This is a genomic window from Listeria goaensis (assembly GCF_900186125.1).
GTDB classification, from domain to species: domain Bacteria; phylum Bacillota; class Bacilli; order Lactobacillales; family Listeriaceae; genus Listeria; species Listeria goaensis.
Genome location: NZ_FYBQ01000004.1, coordinates 191,657 through 207,508, shown reverse-complemented (window position 1 = coordinate 207,508; position 15,852 = coordinate 191,657). Strand labels below are relative to the sequence as shown.

Below are 15,852 nucleotides of genomic sequence, written 5' to 3'. Positions count from 1 at the left end.
GAACAACGTTCTTTCTTTCATTGTCTGGTAGTTATGGCGAGAAGGTCACACCCGTTCCCATCCCGAACACGGTAGTTAAGCTTCTCTGCGCCGATGGTAGTTGGGGGCTTCCCCCTGTGAGAGTAGGCCGCTGCCGGGCAATGTATTATTCCACAGTAGCTCAGTGGTAGAGCAATCGGCTGTTAACCGATCGGTCGTAGGTTCGAGTCCTACCTGTGGAGCCATTTTTTTGTGCATTAGTTGCCGCTTTAGCTCAGTTGGTAGAGCGCTTCCATGGTAAGGAAGAGGTCGCCGGTTCAAACCCGGCAAGTGGCTTCTTGGATATTAATTACTTCATAGGCCGGCTTAGCTCAGTTGGTAGAGCAACTGATTTGTAATCAGTAGGTCGCGAGTTCGACTCTTGCAGCCGGCATCAGAATTACATTTAAATGGTTGAAACCTTGCAGTGGATTGCGAGGTTTTTTTGTTTGTGATAAAGAAAGATTGAACCAGATGTATTTTTTTATTATACTAGTAGTATAAATTTTTAAGGGAGTTGAGATTTTGAAAGATAAAAAGCGGCGGATTATAACAGAAGCGAAAAATATTTTTCGAAAAAAAGGATATTTATTGACTTCTGTAGCGGATATTGTTGAGGCAAGTGGGATTTCAAAAGGCACTTTCTATAATTATTTTACTTCTAAAGAGGAATTGGCTATTGTTATTTTTAAACAAGAGTATTCTGTTCTTTATCAGAAGCTGGACCGGGCGATGGGGGACCAGGCGGGGGGGATGAAGGAGAATTTTGCGTCTTGTGTGGAGCTTTTGATTACTTTTCATACGAAGAATGCAGAGATTTTGAACATTAGTTTTTCACAGGCGATGATTGATGATGATTTTAATCAGTTTTTGGCGAGCGTTCGTTTGAGGAGTTTGGAATGGATTAAAAATCAGATTTTACTTGTGTATGGTGAGGATACTAGGCCGTATGTGAATGATTTGACGATGCTGCTCACTGGAATGACATTTATGTTTGTGTTTGCGACTTCTAAGACGGAGGAGGGGAAACGACGGATACAGGATGTTGTGAAGTATGTGCTGAACCGGATGGACGCAGTTGTGGGGGATTTGAAGGAAACAGGGGATATTTTAATTACGGAGCAAGATGTAGCGTGTTTTATTCCTAGCCATTTGGATCTTAAGAAGCGCAGAATGGTGGAACTTCGGAAAACGATTGATCAACTTTTAGGGAAAATTGAAGAGCAAGATGTGGCGGAGTCGGACAAGTGGCAGTATAAGGAGTCACTCAATGCGCTCCTTTCGGAAATTAATAACCGCGAAACACCACGAGATTTTATGATTCAAGGCGCACTGCTTTATTTGAAACAGCAGGCACCAAAAGCATTAGACCGAGAAATTCAGGTCCTCGAGATGCAAATTAATTCACTTTTATAAATAAATGTACGGGTTGGTCATTTTTTATTGACTTATAAGTTTTATTAGATTATACTACTCTTATTCATTTGGAAAACGAGTGAAGGAAGGGGAACTATAATTGAATACTATTGCAGCGGAAAAACCTGTAGATGTACATGGAAAGCCGTTTAATCGAAATCTCCTCGTAGTGACGATGGTAATTGGTGCGTTTGTTGCGGTACTTAACCAAACGCTACTAGCTACGGCGTTACCGATGATTATGAAAGATTTGGATATTACGGCAGCTACAGGACAGTGGCTTACGACAGCCTTTTTACTTACAAATGGGATTATGATTCCTATTACAGCTCTTTTAATTGAAAAAATTAGTTCTAAAGTTTTATTTATTACGGCGATGGTTGTTTTCACAATCGGGACTGTTATTGCGGCATTAGCCGGTTCATTTCCAGTGTTATTAACTGGGCGGATTGTTCAGGCGGCTGGTGCAGGTATTATGATGCCATTACTACAAACCATTTTCTTACTTATTTTCCCTCGTGAAAAAAGAGGGGTTGCAATGGGGGTTATGGGTCTAGTTATTGCTTTTGCGCCTGCAATTGGGCCGACGTTATCTGGGTGGATTGTTGATTCGTACGATTGGCGCGTCCTGTTTTGGGTATTAGTTCCAATTGCCGTGTTCGACGTAATTCTAGCTTTTTTCGGTATGAAAAAAGTGGTTACGCTGAAAGATACGCGTATTGATGTTTTATCCATCATTTTATCCACAATCGGGTTTGGTTCTTTGCTTTACGGGTTTAGTTCTGCAGGGAACGATGGTTGGTCGGATGCGACGGTGATTACAACGCTTATTGTGGGCGTTGTTGTGATTTTCCTTTTTGTTTTCCGTCAATTAAAAATTGAAAATCCGATTCTTGAGTTTCGGGTATTCCGTTATCCGATGTTTTCGTTATCGGTTGTGCTAGGTTCGATTGTTACGATGGCGATGATTGGCGCGGAAATTGTGTTGCCGCTTTATATTCAAAATATTCGCGGGGAATCGGCGCTTCAATCGGGTCTGCTTCTGCTACCGGGAGCACTTGTGATGGGGGTTATGAGTCCGATTACAGGGATTATTTTTGATAAAATCGGCGCGAGATTGCTGGCGATTACGGGGCTTACAATTTTAACAGCCGGAACGATTCCATTTATTTTCTTGACGGCGGATACGCCACTTTGGTATATCATGCTATTTTATGCGATTCGTTTCCTAGGGATTTCCATGGTTATGATGCCGGTCAGCACGGCGGGTATGAATGCACTGCCGAATGAGTTGATTAATCACGGTTCGGCTGTGAATAATACGATTCGCCAAATTGCGGGGTCAATTGGGACGGCGGTGCTTATAACGGTGCTTACGAACGTGACCAAAAACGATATGCCAGGAAAAGAACTTATGGCGACCAATCCGCAAGACTTTGCGCAAAAAGCATTGGATGCGAGCTTAAATGGGATGACGGCGGCCTTTTTAGTGGCAGTCATTTTCTCAGCGCTAGGTATGATTTTAAGTTTCTTTATTAAAGATCGTCCAAAAGAAGCTGTTGTTAAAAAATATGAAAATGAAGCCAATTCGTAAGTAAGGCTTGCTTGAAAAATCCCGTTCCAGTTCTGGAACGGGATTTTTCAAAGAAACGAATCGTATTTATATTGTTCAATCGCGCAACTGATGGTATAGTTTAAAGGAATGTGAGGTGGCGTTTTTGAAAATACGTGAGATGGAAAATGCGGACTTGACGGCGCTTCGGGCGCTGTATAATGAAGTTCGCACCAAGGAATTTGATTGGGAGAAAGAAGAGCAGATTTCCGAAAGAGACTTTGACCGGGATACAGACGGCGAGCGGGTGCTCGTTTTAGAACAATCGGGTGAGGTTTTGGGATTTGTCGGGATTTATGAGCCGGAGAATTTTATTCACCACTTGTATGTTAGTCAAAATGCGCGGGGTGCCGGGGTTGGACGGCAATTAATTCAGGCAGCGCTTGCTACTTCGCATGATGCCTTTACGTTGAAGTGTGTCGCAGAAAATAAAAAGGCGCTTCTTTTTTACGAAAAATTGGGTTTTAAGAAGGTTTCGGAAGGTATTTCAGAAGATGGTCGCTATTTTGTGCTAGAAGGGAGATTTTAAGATGAAAGTGGGATTTATTGGAGTTGGCAACATGTCTTCGGCAATTATTCGCGGACTTGTGCGGGAAATGCGCGCGGAGGATATTTTTGTTTACAACCGGACGGCGGCGAAAGCGGAGGCATTTGCTTTGGAAACGGGCGTTCAAGTGAAACAGACGGCGGAAGACTTAATTCGCGCGGTGGACGTTGTAGTGCTTGCGGTTAAACCGTATGTCTTCGAATTGATTTTGCCAGATTTAAAAGCGGTTTTAGCGGAGAGAAAACCACTCGTCGTTTCAATTGCAGCGGGACTTGATCTCGCGGCGCTCGCAGAACTGGCAGGATCTGACTTAAAAATCATGCGCGTCATGCCGAATGTGAACGCGACAATCGGGGAATCGATGACGGGCGTTTGCGGAAATTCGCTTACAACGGATGAAGACAAAACAGCGGTGGAGACTATTTTTTCTGCCGTTGGGGAAGTTGCTTTTATCGAAGAAAAGAATTTCAGCGCATTTACAGCGATTGCGGGGAGCTCGCCGGCGTTCATCTACATCTTTATTGATTCGCTTGCGAGGGCTGGGGTTAAAGCTGGTTTAGCGAAAAAAGAGGCGCTTCGTATGGCGTCACAGGCCGTGCTCGGGAGCTCCAAAATGATTTTGGAAAGCGGGACTCATCCGTATGAATTGGTGGATCAAGTTTGCTCGCCAGGAGGCACGACAATCGCCGGAGTGAGTAGTTTGATGGACGATGCGTTTGTTGCGACTGTGATGCATAGCGTAGCGGCGACCATAAACCGAGAAGCAGAATTAAGTAAAAAGTAAACGTTCATTATTTTTTCATACTTTTTACATAGTCTTGTAAAAAGCGAATTGTACTATAGAGTTACAAGCTAATAACATACTCTTTTTCATAAGATGTATATCTCCCAAAGAATAACCAATGCGGTTTCCCTTTTTCTTCCGCATTGGTTTTCTTTTGCGCTCAAAAATGTTAAATTTGTATGTAATGGAATATATGTCATTTTTAAGAGGGAATAGCATGATAAAGAAAGTAACAGGTATTTTGCTAGCAATCGTTGCGATTGCTGGAATCATCAATGAAGCGGAAAATCACGGTGTATATTTTCCAAACGAAAATTTGTTTGCATTCTCGGGCTATTTGACAGAAGTCGCAGGTTGGATTAACTCGATTTTACTGCTAGTTATTGGCGGTATTTTCTTTTTCAATAAAGATAATCAGTCATTTGTCATGTTTCTTTCGCTGTTTCTAGCCGCATTTTCAGCGATTATGGGTTTTGTTTTTGCAAGCACATATACCACGTTCCACATTCGCCCGTTTGCGAGCGTATTCGCACTCATCATCGGATTATTTTATTATACGAAATGGAGCAAAGAATAGGAGCCTAAGAGCTTCTTTTTTTATGGGAAAAAGGGTTAGGCTTTCTTACAAAAGGATATATAGATAGAAAGAAACACGGGAGGTGAGAGTTTATGGGAACAAATTGGTTCGCAGCCATTACAGTTGGTTCACAAAATGTTATTTTAAAAATCATGGATATGCGCAAACAAACCGTTTTAGAGTACATAAAAGCAGAGGTTTCAATTGGGACGGATATTTTTAATGGCGGGAAGATTGAGCTCGAAACGGTTGAAGCCACATCTGTTGCGCTTTCTGGTTTTGTTAATATTATGCGTGAGTATGCGATAGAGGACAGTCTAGCGGTGGCTGTTTCGGCGATTCAAGAAGCGTCAAATGCGGAATATGTAAAGGAACAAATTCGGCTTAGGACGGGGCTCGAACTGAAATGGTTGTCCAATTCGGAGGAGCGATTTTTGCATAGTCAGGCGGCAGCAAATGCGACGAAAAATTTTAGTGAGCTGATTCAAGAAGGCACGATGCTCATTGATATTGGCACGGGGAGCATTCAACTTACGGTTTATGATGAAGGCAATTTTATGTTCTCACGAAATATTAAACTCGGCCCCTTGCGTGTACGGGAACTTTTATCGGAGCTAAAGGAGCGGACGAGTAATTTTGCCGATTTACTTGAGGACTTTATTTTTAGTAAAATCCGTGATTATGCGCAATTTGCACCGAAAGACGTAGCGTATAAGCATTTCATTTTGATTGGCACCGACTTGCTTTTTTTTAAAAGGGCCTTTGTAGAGAAGGCAGAGGATAAAATCACAGAAGCCTATTTTGCCGCGCTTTATGCGCATATACTGGAAACTCCGGAAAAAGTTTTAGCCAAAAAGTATGAACTTTCGTTTGATTCGATTTCGCAGTTACTCCCGTCGGCGATGCTTTTAAAAGAGCTTCTGAAGGTGACGCAGGCGTCTGAAATTTTGCTTTCTGATGCGGAGCTTGTGGACGGGATTTTGGTGGAGGAGATGATTCGGCAGAAAAAGTTAACGCTATCCCATGATTTTTCGAAAGATATTGTGATGTCGGCGCGAAATATTGCGGTTCGGTACAAGACGGACCGAAAACATGCGGAAGCGGTGGAGAAATTTGCACTGCATCTTTTCGACCAATTAAAGCCGATTCACGGACTGACAAAACGTGAGCGTTTATTGCTTCAGATTGCCGCGATTTTGCAAGATATTGGAAGCTACATTGATATGAATAATCATTATGCGCATTCAGAATATATTATTTTAGCGACGGAAATTCTCGGTTTATCGGCAGAGGAACTCCAAATGGTTGGCGCGATTGCGCGTTACCATAGTACGGAAACGCCATCGCTCAATTTGCATCATTTTGAGAAGCTGCCGATTGAAAACCGGCTCACGACAGCGAAACTGACAGCAATTTTACGGTTAGCCGATTCTTTGGACGATAGCCATCAACAAAAAGTGACGAAAATCTCGCTTTCTTTGAAAAAAGAACATGTTTTAATTTCTGTGTGGGCGGACGATGATTTAATGCTTGAAAAGTGGACCTTTAATGAAAAAGCTGGCTTTTTTGAAGAAGTATACGGCATCAAAGCGCATTTGAAAGAAAAGGGTGAACAAAAATGAGTGAGGATAAAGTGAATTTCATTAATCGGGAACGAAGCTGGCTTGCTTTTAACGACCGTGTTTTAGAAGAAGCGCGTGATAAAAATAATCCACTGCTTGAACGGATTAAATTTTTGGCGATTACGGCGAGCAATTTAGATGAATTTTTCATGGTGCGCGTAGCTAGTTTGAAAAAAATGGTTTCCGTCGGCTTTGAAGAACGCGATGCCGCAATGCTTACGCCAAAAGAACAGCTCACAGAAATCACCGAAGTGACACATAAAATGGTGGATAAGCAGTACCGAACTTGGAATCGGACGCTTAATAAACGGTTACAGGAAAAGCAAATTCGCTTGCTGCAAATGGACCAGCTTTCAGAGCGGGCACGAACATTTGTGCATCATTTCTTCGAGCAAGAAGTTTACCCAGTTGTCACCCCCATGGCCGTCGATTCATCCAGACCATTTCCACTCATCGTGAACACGAGCATCAACATAGCAGTCTTTATTCACAAAGAAGGCAATCCAAAAAAGAAGGAATTCGCAACAGTTCAAGTGCCAAACATTTTCTCACGGCTGGTTAAACTCCCCTCTACGGAAGGCGAACACGATTTTATTTTACTCGAGGAGATCCTCATCTATTATTTACAACGCTTTTTCGTAGGTTACGAGATTAAAGAAACCGCGTGTTACCGGGTGATGCGCAACATGGATATGGACGTTGCGGAAAAAGATACGTCTGATTTGCTGAAAGAAATTGAAGAGCAACTTAAAAAGCGTGAACGTAGCAATGTCATACGCCTAGAGGTCGACGCGAATATTAGTAAACATTTAAACAAAAGGCTAATAAAAGCTCTAAAAGTGAGTGACGAGGACATTTATTTGATTAAAGGACCGCTTGATTTGACGTTTCTAAATAAGCTGGCGAGTGCGGTTGATGACGAGAAGCTGCTCTATAAGCCATTTAAGCCATATGTGGAAACGGATTTGGTGCAAGCTGATTTGTTTGCAAAAATTAAGGAGCGGGATTACTTTTTTCATCATCCATATGATTCATTTGAGCCGGTGATTGAATTTGTGCGGCAAGCGTCAGCCGATGAGGCGGTTTTGGCGATTAAGATGACGCTTTACCGAGTGTCGGGTGATTCACCAATTATTAAATATTTGGGCGAAGCGGCTGAAAACGGGAAGCAGGTGACAGTTCTTGTAGAGGTGAAGGCGCGCTTTGATGAGGAAAATAATATTCACTGGGCGCAGGAACTCGAAAAGGCAGGCTGCCACGTGATTTATGGGCTTGTCGGATTGAAGACACATTGTAAATTGACGCTTGTTGTGCGGCGGGAAGAAGATGGCATCAGGCGTTATATGCACATGGGAACGGGCAACTATAATGATATGACGGCGAAATTTTACACGGATATGGGAATTCTAACGGCTAACGCGGAAATGGGCATTGATGCCACGAACATTTTTAACATGCTTTCAGGCTATTCGGAACCCCCGTTTTTCTATGAACTTGTGATTGCGCCACTTTGGTTGCGCGACATGCTTCTTGACCTGATTCAGCGCGAAATAAAAGCGGTGGAACAAGGAAAACCCGGCTTTATCCAGATGAAAATGAACTCTTTATCCGATTCGGAAATGATTGAAGCGCTTTACAGAGCGTCTTCTGCGGGCGTTAAAATCAAGCTAATTGTGCGCGGAATTTGCTGCTTGAAGCCTGGAGTGCCCGGCCTGAGTGAAAATATTGAAGTACACTCCATTGTTGGGCGCTTTTTAGAACATAGTCGGATTTATCATTTTGGCGCAGCAGGGGACGACTTGCTTTACTTATCCAGCGCCGATTTAATGCACCGCAATTTAAACAGAAGAGTGGAGTTGATGTTTCCGATTCGTGAAAAAGCCATTCGAGAGCAAATTAAGCTGGAGTTTGCAGAAATGTTTCACGATAACGTGAAAACGCGGAAATTGCTCGCAGACGGCTCTTACCAAAGTTTAGACAAGCGCGGTCGACCACCGTTTAACGTCCAAGAATTGCTCATGGACCAAGCGACGAAGAAAAAGCTAGCAAAACGAGCTGATAAAAACATACAAGCACGAATATTTGAGCCTATTGTTGGGCGTGAAAATGAGGAGGAATAGGTATGGAACACTTTGGCGTAATTGACTTAGGGTCAAACTCGGTGCGAATGACGATTACGAAAATAAACGATGATGCCACTTTCGAGGTCGTTTGCCAAGAAAAAGAAATGGTGCGCTTGTCGGAAAAAATGGGGGAGGAAAAAATTCTTCGGGACAATGCGATGAAACGAACTATTGCGGCATTAAAACGCTTTCGGGAAAAAAGCCTTGAATTTGATTCGCTAACGCTCCGCGCACTAGCAACCGCAGCCACGCGTCAAGCAACCAATCAAAAGAAGTTTTTAGAGCGCGTTAAGAAGGAGGCGAACGTTGAATTAGAAGTGATTGAAGGGTCTAAAGAAGCGTATTACGACTATTTGGGCATCATTAATACATTGCCGGTAACCAATTGTGTCATTATTGATACTGGCGGTGGCAGCACGGAGCTCGTTTTAGTCCAAAATGGTCGGGCCGTGAATCTTATCAGTTTGCCGTATGGCGCTGTCAATCTAAGCGAGCGATTTACCCAAAAAGATGTGATTTCAGCCGGCGATTTATTTGCGCTTATGACATTCATGGATAAACTATACACGGGCGTTTGGTGGCTTCGCCGGGGACATAACTTGCCAATTGTTGCCCTTGGTGGAAGTAACCGAACGATAGCCAAAATCGAACGACGTCGGCGCGAAATTTTAGATTTTGAGAATTTGCACGGTTTTAAAATGCGCGACTTTGAAGTATACGATATTTTCAAAGAAGTGGTATCACAAAACTTAAAAGGTCGCGGCGACATTGGCGGACTTTCTCGCGACAGAGCTGATATTATTGCAGCCGGAATGGCGCCGCTTATTGCGCTGATGCGCTTCTTGGACTCTGACCGGCTCGTTTTCTCGCAATATGGACTGCGCGAAGGCGCTTTCTACGAACATTTTTTTGATTTGCAACAAAAAGGTTTGCTTGAATTGTAAAGAATTTTACTTCCTGATTACTTTTTGTGTCAAAACGAAAGATTCCGAAAAATCTGTGCTATACTACGGGTAATCAAAAGTAAAGGAGAGAAGTCTATTGCCACTTTTTGATAGTTTAAAAAATCTAGCTGGTGACAAAGTAAATGAACTCCTTGGAGGAAGCGCAGAAAAAATTTCTGATGTTGCTTCAAATACCGAAGAAACCGCGCAAAATGCAACTGAAACGGCATCGGAAACGATTCAAAACGCAACCGACCAATTGAATCCCGAAGAAATAACCCAGAATGTAACCGAACCAGTAAACAACGTCGTCGATCAAGTGACCGAACAACTAGGTGGCGCCGGGGAATTGCTCGATTCGATTAAGAATATATTTGGTAAGTGATATACAAAGTCGAGAAACATCGCCTTTTTAGGGCTGTGTTTCTCGATTTTTTCACTTACTTCACGTCCTCTTAAAAACGCATAACCGCCTTACTTGATAAGCGTTCTCAATTATGGTTTTGACTGTAATTTTCACATGATAACTGGTATAATATAACGGATGTAACCGTTTTCTATAGAGAGCGAATGATGGAGGAGGAAAAGTCATGGGGACAAAAATCACCGTCAAGATAAATGGGGCGGAACATGAAGTTGACTCGGGAAAAAGAATTTTAGATTATTTGAATGAAAAAGAAATCAAACACCCGCATATATGTTATAGCGAGCAAATGGGGCCAATTCAATCTTGCGATACGTGCATGTGTGAAGTGGACGGGGAGCTTGTTCGGGCGTGCAGTACCGAGTTTAAAGCGGGAATGGAAGTACAAACGGATTCAGAGAAAGCAACTGATGCTCAGCTAGAAGCGATGGACCGAATTTTGGAGAACCATCTGCTTTACTGCACGGTTTGCGATAATAATAATGGCAATTGCCGCGTACATAATACGACTGAAATGTTAGGGATTGAAGGGCAAACACGACCTTACCGGGAAAAAGGTTACTTAAATGACTTTTCGCACCCGTTTTATCGTTATGACCCCGACCAATGTATTTTATGCGGGCGATGTGTGGAAGCTTGTCAGAGCGTTCAGGTGAATGAAACGCTGTCGATTGACTGGGAGCGGGAGCAGCCGCGGGTTATTTGGGATGACGACCGGCCAGCAAATCTTTCATCTTGCGTGTCTTGTGGACTTTGTTCTACCGTGTGTCCATGTAATGCGATGATGGAGAAATCGATGCTTGGTCAAGCTGGTTTTATGACTGGTTTAGACGAAGATGTGCTTGAACCAATGATTGATATGGTGAAAAAAGTGGAGCCGAACTATCAAACTGTTTTTGCTGTTTCTGAAATGGAAGCGGCGATGCGCGATACGCGGACGAAAAAAACGAAAACCGTCTGCACATTTTGCGGGGTCGGCTGTACGTTTGAAGTGTGGACAAAAGATCGTAAAATTTTGAAAGTGGAACCGACTGGCGAAGGTCCAGTTAATAAATTTGCGACATGTGTCAAAGGGAAATTTGGCTGGGATTTCGTGAATAGTGATAAACGGCTCACATCGCCGCTCGTTCGGCAAGGGGACGAATTTGTGCCGGTGAGCTGGGAAGAGGCGCTTAAAACGGTGGCGACGCGCTTACGTGAAACACAAGCGAAATTTGGCAACGATGCGCTCGGGTTTATTAGCTCATCTAAAACCACAAACGAAGAGAATTATTTGATGCAAAAAATCGCTCGCCAAGTTTTTGAGACAAACAACGTCGATAACTGCTCACGGTATTGTCAGGCGCCTGCATCTGATGGGCTAACACGCACTGTCGGCATTGGCGCCGATTCAGGTACGGTTGACGATATTGAATCAGCTGGGCTAATCATGTTAGTTGGCTGTTCCCCGGCTGATGGACACCCTGTCATTGCGAGCCGAATTAAACGTGCCCAAAAATATAACGGGGCTAAAATGCTCGTTTCAGATTTGCGACGTCACGAAATGGCAGAACGCGCCGACAAATTTATTCACCCGAAACAAGGGACGGATTTTGTCTGGCTGACGGCTGTTGCCAAATATATCATCGACCAAAACTGGCATGATGCCGAATTTATGAATCACCGAATTTCAAATGTGGCAGACTACCTCGAATTCCTTGAGCCGTTCACATTGGAGTATGCCGAGCAAGAAACGGGACTGTCCGTGGAAACGCTTAAGGAAATTGCCGAAATGGTGCACGAAGCAGACGGCACTTCAGTTTGTTGGGGCATGGGCGTTACACAAAATATCGCGGGTTCGCATACATCTTCAGCAATCGCGAACTTACTCCTCGTGACAGGAAACTTTGGCAGAAAAGGCGCTGGTGCATACCCGCTACGTGGGCACAATAACGTGCAAGGCGCTTGCGATATGGGCTCTTTGCCGAATGTCTTGCCTGGTGTTCAGCCCCTAGCCGATGATGAGGTACGCGCACGTTTTGAAGCGGCTTATGGCGTATCAATTTCAGATAAACCGGGACTGAAAAACAATGAGATGCTTGATGCGATTGAAGCGGGAACACTGCACGCGATGTACCTTGTAGGGGAAGAAATGGCGTGGGTGGATTCAAACGTGAATCACGTACAGGAAACGCTTGCGAAATTAGATTTCTTTGTTGTACAAGATGTATTCTTATCCAAAACCGCGCAATTTGCGGATGTCATTTTGCCGGCGTCGCCTTCGCTCGAAAAAGAAGGGACGTTTACGAATACGGAGCGGCGCGTACAGCGCTTGTATGAAGTGATGAAGCCACTTGGGGACTCAAAACCCGACTGGTGGATTACGCAAGAAGTGGCACGTGCCTGCGGAGCCAATTGGGATTACGCACATCCAAGTGACATTATGGACGAAATCGCGAGTCTCGCACCGTTTTTCCGTGGGGTCCGCTACGACCGCTTGGAAGGCTTCAGTAGTCTCGTTTGGCCGGTTGATGAAGCAGGTCAAGATATGCCCCTTTTATACAAAGAACGTTTTAATTTCCCTGATGGTAAGGCACAATTTTCAACGTTGCCGTATGTTCCACCGATTGAGTTTCCGGAAGAGTACGATTTGCAGCTAAACAACGGACGCTTGCTGGAACAGTTCCACGAGGGGAATTTGACGGATAAATCAAAAGGACTTGATTACAAGCTTCCAGAAGTGTTTGTCGAGGTTTCGCCTGAACTTGCGAAAGAACGTGAAATTGAAAGTGGTTCGCTTGTGCGCCTTAGTTCTCCGTATGGTCGGATTAAGCTCCGCGCCGTTGTGACTGACCGAATGAAAGGTAAGGAAGTCTATGTGCCGATGCATTCGGTGAGCAGCGAAACAGCGGTTAATTTGCTTACGTCTAGTGCGGGCGATGTGCGGACGAAAACGCCAGCTTATAAGCAAACGAAAGTGGCAATGAAGGTTCTGGAAAAAGAAGGTAAAAATCCGCTTCCTGACCACAATCCACGAAACCGCAAACGTTATCCGCAAAATGGCGTAGAAGTTGAGCGGAAATGGAAGCGTGCGGACTATGAACCGATTTCCAAAGTAAATTGTGCATGCGGCGGAAGCTGTGGCTGTAAAGGAGAGAAACAAAATGGCTGAACCGATATCGAAAATTCGCGACACGACTCCGTCAAAAGAAGAACAGGAAAAAATCCGCCTAGCTGAGCTTAAAAAAGGCATTGCCGCCGATGAATCTGGTTTTCTTGAAATACTCGAACTCGTCAAATTGTTGCGCGACTCAGGCGCGCTTGAAACCGTAAATAGTGCGATGAAGGCGAAAGAAGATATTACGAAAACCGTTTTAAATGAGTGGCGCAAAGAACCCGTTACGAATGCGATAAACAATTTGATGTTGTCGAGCCAGCTTTTAACAGAAACAAAGCCGGAAACAACTGAAAAGATGCTTGAAAATATAAAAGAAGCGACTCAGGCTGCTCAGGCGGCGGCGGAAAACGAGGAGATTTTGGGGCTGTTTGGTTTAATGAAGGCGCTAAAAGATCCTGATGTAAACCGCACGCTGCGTTACGGGGTTACATTTTTAAAAGAAATGGGTAAAAATTTAAAATAAATGCGAGCCTCCAAATTGCTGGAGGCTTTCTTTGGAAGGGGCTGGCACGATGGATGTGAGCGTACAAAAAAGCATTATTCGGTATGAAAATGGGATAAAACATGAAAAAACGGCAGAAATTGCTGTGGAATATCCGCTGACCATTTATGTGAATAAACAAGAACTTGTAACCATCGTCTGCACACCGGAATATTTAGAGGATTTAATTGTGGGCTTTCTAACGTCAGAAGGTGTCATTCGTGGCGTTTCGGACATCGATAAAATCGAAATCATTGAGGCGACAGGGCACGCGCATGTGACGGCGAATTTCGTCAACCAATTTAACGCCAAGTATCGCGCAAAGCGTTATATTACGTCGTGTTGCGGGAAATCAAGAGAAAATTTTTATTTCCAATCGGATGCCTCTTTGCTTGAAAGTTACAATGAAACGGGGATTTCAATTGGGGTGGCGCAAATTTTTGAAAGAATGCGCGAATTTGAAGCGACATCGGGCACATTTCATCAGACGGGCGGCGTTCATAATGCGGGGCTCACCACGCCTGACGGGCTAATCTGCAGTCGAATGGATATTGGGCGGCATAATGCACTCGACAAGATTTACGGGCATTGTTTAAAAAACGACATTACCGTTTCGGATAAAATTGTCATTTTCAGTGGGCGAATCTCATCGGAAATTTTAGTAAAAACGGCGAAACTTGGCTGCGGTATCATTTTATCGCGTTCGGCGCCAACTGAACTCGCGATTAATATGGCAGCTGAACTTGGCATTACGACAGTCGGTTTCATTCGTCAAGACACGATGAATGTGTACACCAAACCAGAGCGAATATTTTAAACAAAAGGGCTCCTCGTCTTGCGTCTTTTAGCGATTATCCGTTATAATGACGAGTATATGAAGGGAAAGGTGCGATAGACTTGACGATTGATACGATTGTGACAGATATGGACGGAACGCTGCTTGTGAGCGCGGGGGACGCGATTCACCCGCATAATAAAGAGCGTTTGCTTGAATGGCAAAAAGACGGAAAAAATTTATTTCTGGCAACTGGTCGTTTAGATTTAGCGATTTTACCATTTATTCACGAGCTAAAAATTACAAAACCAGTAATTTCTTGCAACGGGGGCCTCGTGCGCGATTTTCAAACTGGTGAGATTTTGTTTAAAAGCGATTTAGCGCTAGAAACAATTGAAAGTGTATTGGAAGTGCTTCGCCCGCTAAATGCGAATTATCACATTTATACGACGAAACGAATCTTAGGACCATCTAATTCTGGTAAAATTGCGTTTTTTAACGAACAAAATAAAGTGCTGCCTGAAAACGAACAAGTGCCGATTACGATTACGAAAACGCCGCTTGATGAGCTTGCAGATGGCGAATTCCCGCTGAAAATTTTGGTGATTGAAGAAGACGCCGAAAAGCGCGCAACAATTAAAGAGGCGCTTCGCCCATTTGATTTATCTGTGCTTGCCTCCGCGAAAAATTTGATCGACATTATGAACCCGGGGATTGATAAGGCGCATGGCCTGAACTATTTAGCCGAACATGGCTACATTGATTTAGCGAAAACCGTTTCGTTTGGGGACAATGAAAATGATGTTGGCATGCTCATGTTAGCCAAAATGGGTGTCGCGATGCAAAACGGCATACCGCTCGCTTTGGAACGTGCCGATTTTATCACAAAAACAAATGATGAGGGTGGTTTAGCTCTCTTTTTGGAAGAGCACATTTTGGGCTAAAATTCGCCGCTAGCATCGTTTCATGATATGATAAAACTATCGATAAAGATAGGGAGCTGATGAATTTGGAAGAAAAGTTTGATATTGGACATTTCTTGAAAAAAGCCTTTGTTATTGCCATCGGTGCAAGTTTAATTTTTATTGGTTTTATTGCTCTGTTAACCCTTGTCGGCGTTTTAATTGCAATTCCGCTTCTAAGTAAAGGGAGCAAGCTTCTTTTTGAAAAAAATGATGAAGAAAAAATGTCGCGTAAATTAAAATGGAAAACCCCGCATTGCGAGGCGAAAATTAAATTTAATGAGAGCGACTTATTAGACGAAAAAAGTTAGACTGATAAAAAATGATGCGGCACACGGCTTTGCCTAGAATCTCATCATTTCTCACCAGTCTAATGTGGCATAGTAATTTTGTTTTGTATCAAACTGCAT

14 protein-coding genes, 3 tRNA genes and 1 rRNA gene are annotated in these 15,852 nt (G+C 43.5%); all 18 read left to right on the top strand.

Features of this window, described 5'->3' with window-relative positions; all coding sequences use genetic code 11:
• Positions 1-23: 23 nt before the first annotated feature.
• The 18 genes from rrf (at position 24) to CFT42_RS07260 (ending at position 15,753) form a co-directional block, all read left to right on the top strand.
• Positions 24-139, top strand: a 5S ribosomal RNA gene (rrf, locus tag CFT42_RS07345).
• Positions 140-149: 10 nt separating this feature from the next.
• Positions 150-224: transfer RNA gene (locus tag CFT42_RS07340), tRNA-Asn, on the top strand.
• Between the two features lie 18 nt (positions 225-242).
• Positions 243-315, top strand: a tRNA-Thr gene (locus CFT42_RS07335).
• Positions 316-339: 24 nt separating this feature from the next.
• Positions 340-412, top strand: a tRNA-Thr gene (locus CFT42_RS07330).
• 131 nt (positions 413-543) lie between these two features.
• Positions 544-1,434, top strand: a complete 891-nt coding sequence (locus tag CFT42_RS07325) for a TetR/AcrR family transcriptional regulator (protein ID WP_088809653.1) — start codon at positions 544-546, stop codon at positions 1,432-1,434.
• A 100-nt stretch (positions 1,435-1,534) separates the two neighbouring features.
• On the top strand, positions 1,535-3,028 hold the full coding sequence (locus tag CFT42_RS07320) for an MDR family MFS transporter (protein WP_088809654.1): 1,494 nt from the start codon (positions 1,535-1,537) through the stop codon (positions 3,026-3,028).
• A 124-nt stretch (positions 3,029-3,152) separates the two neighbouring features.
• The gene (locus CFT42_RS07315; RefSeq protein WP_240310350.1) at positions 3,153-3,575 is read left to right on the top strand and encodes a GNAT family N-acetyltransferase; all 423 of its coding nucleotides are present in this window, start codon (positions 3,153-3,155) and stop codon (positions 3,573-3,575) included.
• Position 3,576: 1 nt separating this feature from the next.
• Positions 3,577-4,377 carry a pyrroline-5-carboxylate reductase gene (gene proC / locus CFT42_RS07310; RefSeq protein ID WP_088809655.1) on the top strand — a complete coding sequence of 267 codons (801 nt, stop codon included), beginning with the start codon at positions 3,577-3,579 and terminating at the stop codon, positions 4,375-4,377.
• A gap of 217 nt (positions 4,378-4,594) precedes the next feature.
• The gene (locus CFT42_RS07305; RefSeq protein ID WP_088809656.1) at positions 4,595-4,954 is read left to right on the top strand and encodes a hypothetical protein; all 360 of its coding nucleotides are present in this window, start codon (positions 4,595-4,597) and stop codon (positions 4,952-4,954) included.
• A 92-nt stretch (positions 4,955-5,046) separates the two neighbouring features.
• Entirely contained in the window at positions 5,047-6,576 is a 1,530-nt protein-coding gene (locus tag CFT42_RS07300) for a Ppx/GppA phosphatase family protein (protein ID WP_088815799.1), read from the top strand.
• Positions 6,573-8,696 carry an RNA degradosome polyphosphate kinase gene (locus tag CFT42_RS07295; RefSeq protein WP_088809658.1) on the top strand — a complete coding sequence of 708 codons (2,124 nt, stop codon included), beginning with the start codon at positions 6,573-6,575 and terminating at the stop codon, positions 8,694-8,696. Before CFT42_RS07300 ends, CFT42_RS07295 begins: the two co-directional genes overlap by 4 nt.
• 2 nt (positions 8,697-8,698) lie before the next feature.
• A complete protein-coding gene (locus CFT42_RS07290; RefSeq protein WP_088809659.1) occupies positions 8,699-9,643 on the top strand; it encodes a Ppx/GppA family phosphatase in 945 nt (314 codons plus the stop codon).
• A gap of 97 nt (positions 9,644-9,740) precedes the next feature.
• A complete protein-coding gene (locus tag CFT42_RS07285) occupies positions 9,741-10,028 on the top strand; it encodes a hypothetical protein (protein WP_088815797.1) in 288 nt (95 codons plus the stop codon).
• 205 nt (positions 10,029-10,233) lie between these two features.
• Positions 10,234-13,218 carry a formate dehydrogenase subunit alpha gene (gene fdhF, locus CFT42_RS07280; protein ID WP_088809663.1) on the top strand — a complete coding sequence of 995 codons (2,985 nt, stop codon included), beginning with the start codon at positions 10,234-10,236 and terminating at the stop codon, positions 13,216-13,218.
• Positions 13,211-13,687 carry a helical membrane plugin domain-containing protein gene (locus CFT42_RS07275; RefSeq protein WP_088809664.1) on the top strand — a complete coding sequence of 159 codons (477 nt, stop codon included), beginning with the start codon at positions 13,211-13,213 and terminating at the stop codon, positions 13,685-13,687. The genes fdhF and CFT42_RS07275 overlap by 8 nt, the downstream gene beginning before the upstream one ends.
• Positions 13,688-13,736: 49 nt before the next feature.
• Positions 13,737-14,522 (top strand): formate dehydrogenase accessory sulfurtransferase FdhD, encoded by a 786-nt coding sequence (gene fdhD, locus CFT42_RS07270; RefSeq protein ID WP_088809835.1) that lies wholly within the window; start codon positions 13,737-13,739, stop codon positions 14,520-14,522.
• A 107-nt stretch (positions 14,523-14,629) separates the two neighbouring features.
• On the top strand, positions 14,630-15,424 hold the full coding sequence (locus CFT42_RS07265) for a Cof-type HAD-IIB family hydrolase (RefSeq protein WP_088809836.1): 795 nt from the start codon (positions 14,630-14,632) through the stop codon (positions 15,422-15,424).
• Between the two features lie 65 nt (positions 15,425-15,489).
• Positions 15,490-15,753 carry a hypothetical protein gene (locus tag CFT42_RS07260; protein WP_088809665.1) on the top strand — a complete coding sequence of 88 codons (264 nt, stop codon included), beginning with the start codon at positions 15,490-15,492 and terminating at the stop codon, positions 15,751-15,753.
• Positions 15,754-15,852 lie beyond the last annotated feature (99 nt).

Coding starts and splice junctions, on each gene's coding strand:
- proC (WP_088809655.1), top strand. CDS start 3,577: ATGAAAGTGGGATTTATTGGAGTTGGCAACATGTCTTCGGCAATTATT.
- CFT42_RS07305 (WP_088809656.1), top strand. CDS start 4,595: ATGATAAAGAAAGTAACAGGTATTTTGCTAGCAATCGTTGCGATTGCT.
- CFT42_RS07300 (WP_088815799.1), top strand. CDS start 5,047: ATGGGAACAAATTGGTTCGCAGCCATTACAGTTGGTTCACAAAATGTT.
- CFT42_RS07295 (WP_088809658.1), top strand. CDS start 6,573: ATGAGTGAGGATAAAGTGAATTTCATTAATCGGGAACGAAGCTGGCTT.
- CFT42_RS07290 (WP_088809659.1), top strand. CDS start 8,699: ATGGAACACTTTGGCGTAATTGACTTAGGGTCAAACTCGGTGCGAATG.
- fdhF (WP_088809663.1), top strand. CDS start 10,234: ATGGGGACAAAAATCACCGTCAAGATAAATGGGGCGGAACATGAAGTT.
- CFT42_RS07275 (WP_088809664.1), top strand. CDS start 13,211: ATGGCTGAACCGATATCGAAAATTCGCGACACGACTCCGTCAAAAGAA.
- fdhD (WP_088809835.1), top strand. CDS start 13,737: ATGGATGTGAGCGTACAAAAAAGCATTATTCGGTATGAAAATGGGATA.
- CFT42_RS07265 (WP_088809836.1), top strand. CDS start 14,630: ATGGACGGAACGCTGCTTGTGAGCGCGGGGGACGCGATTCACCCGCAT.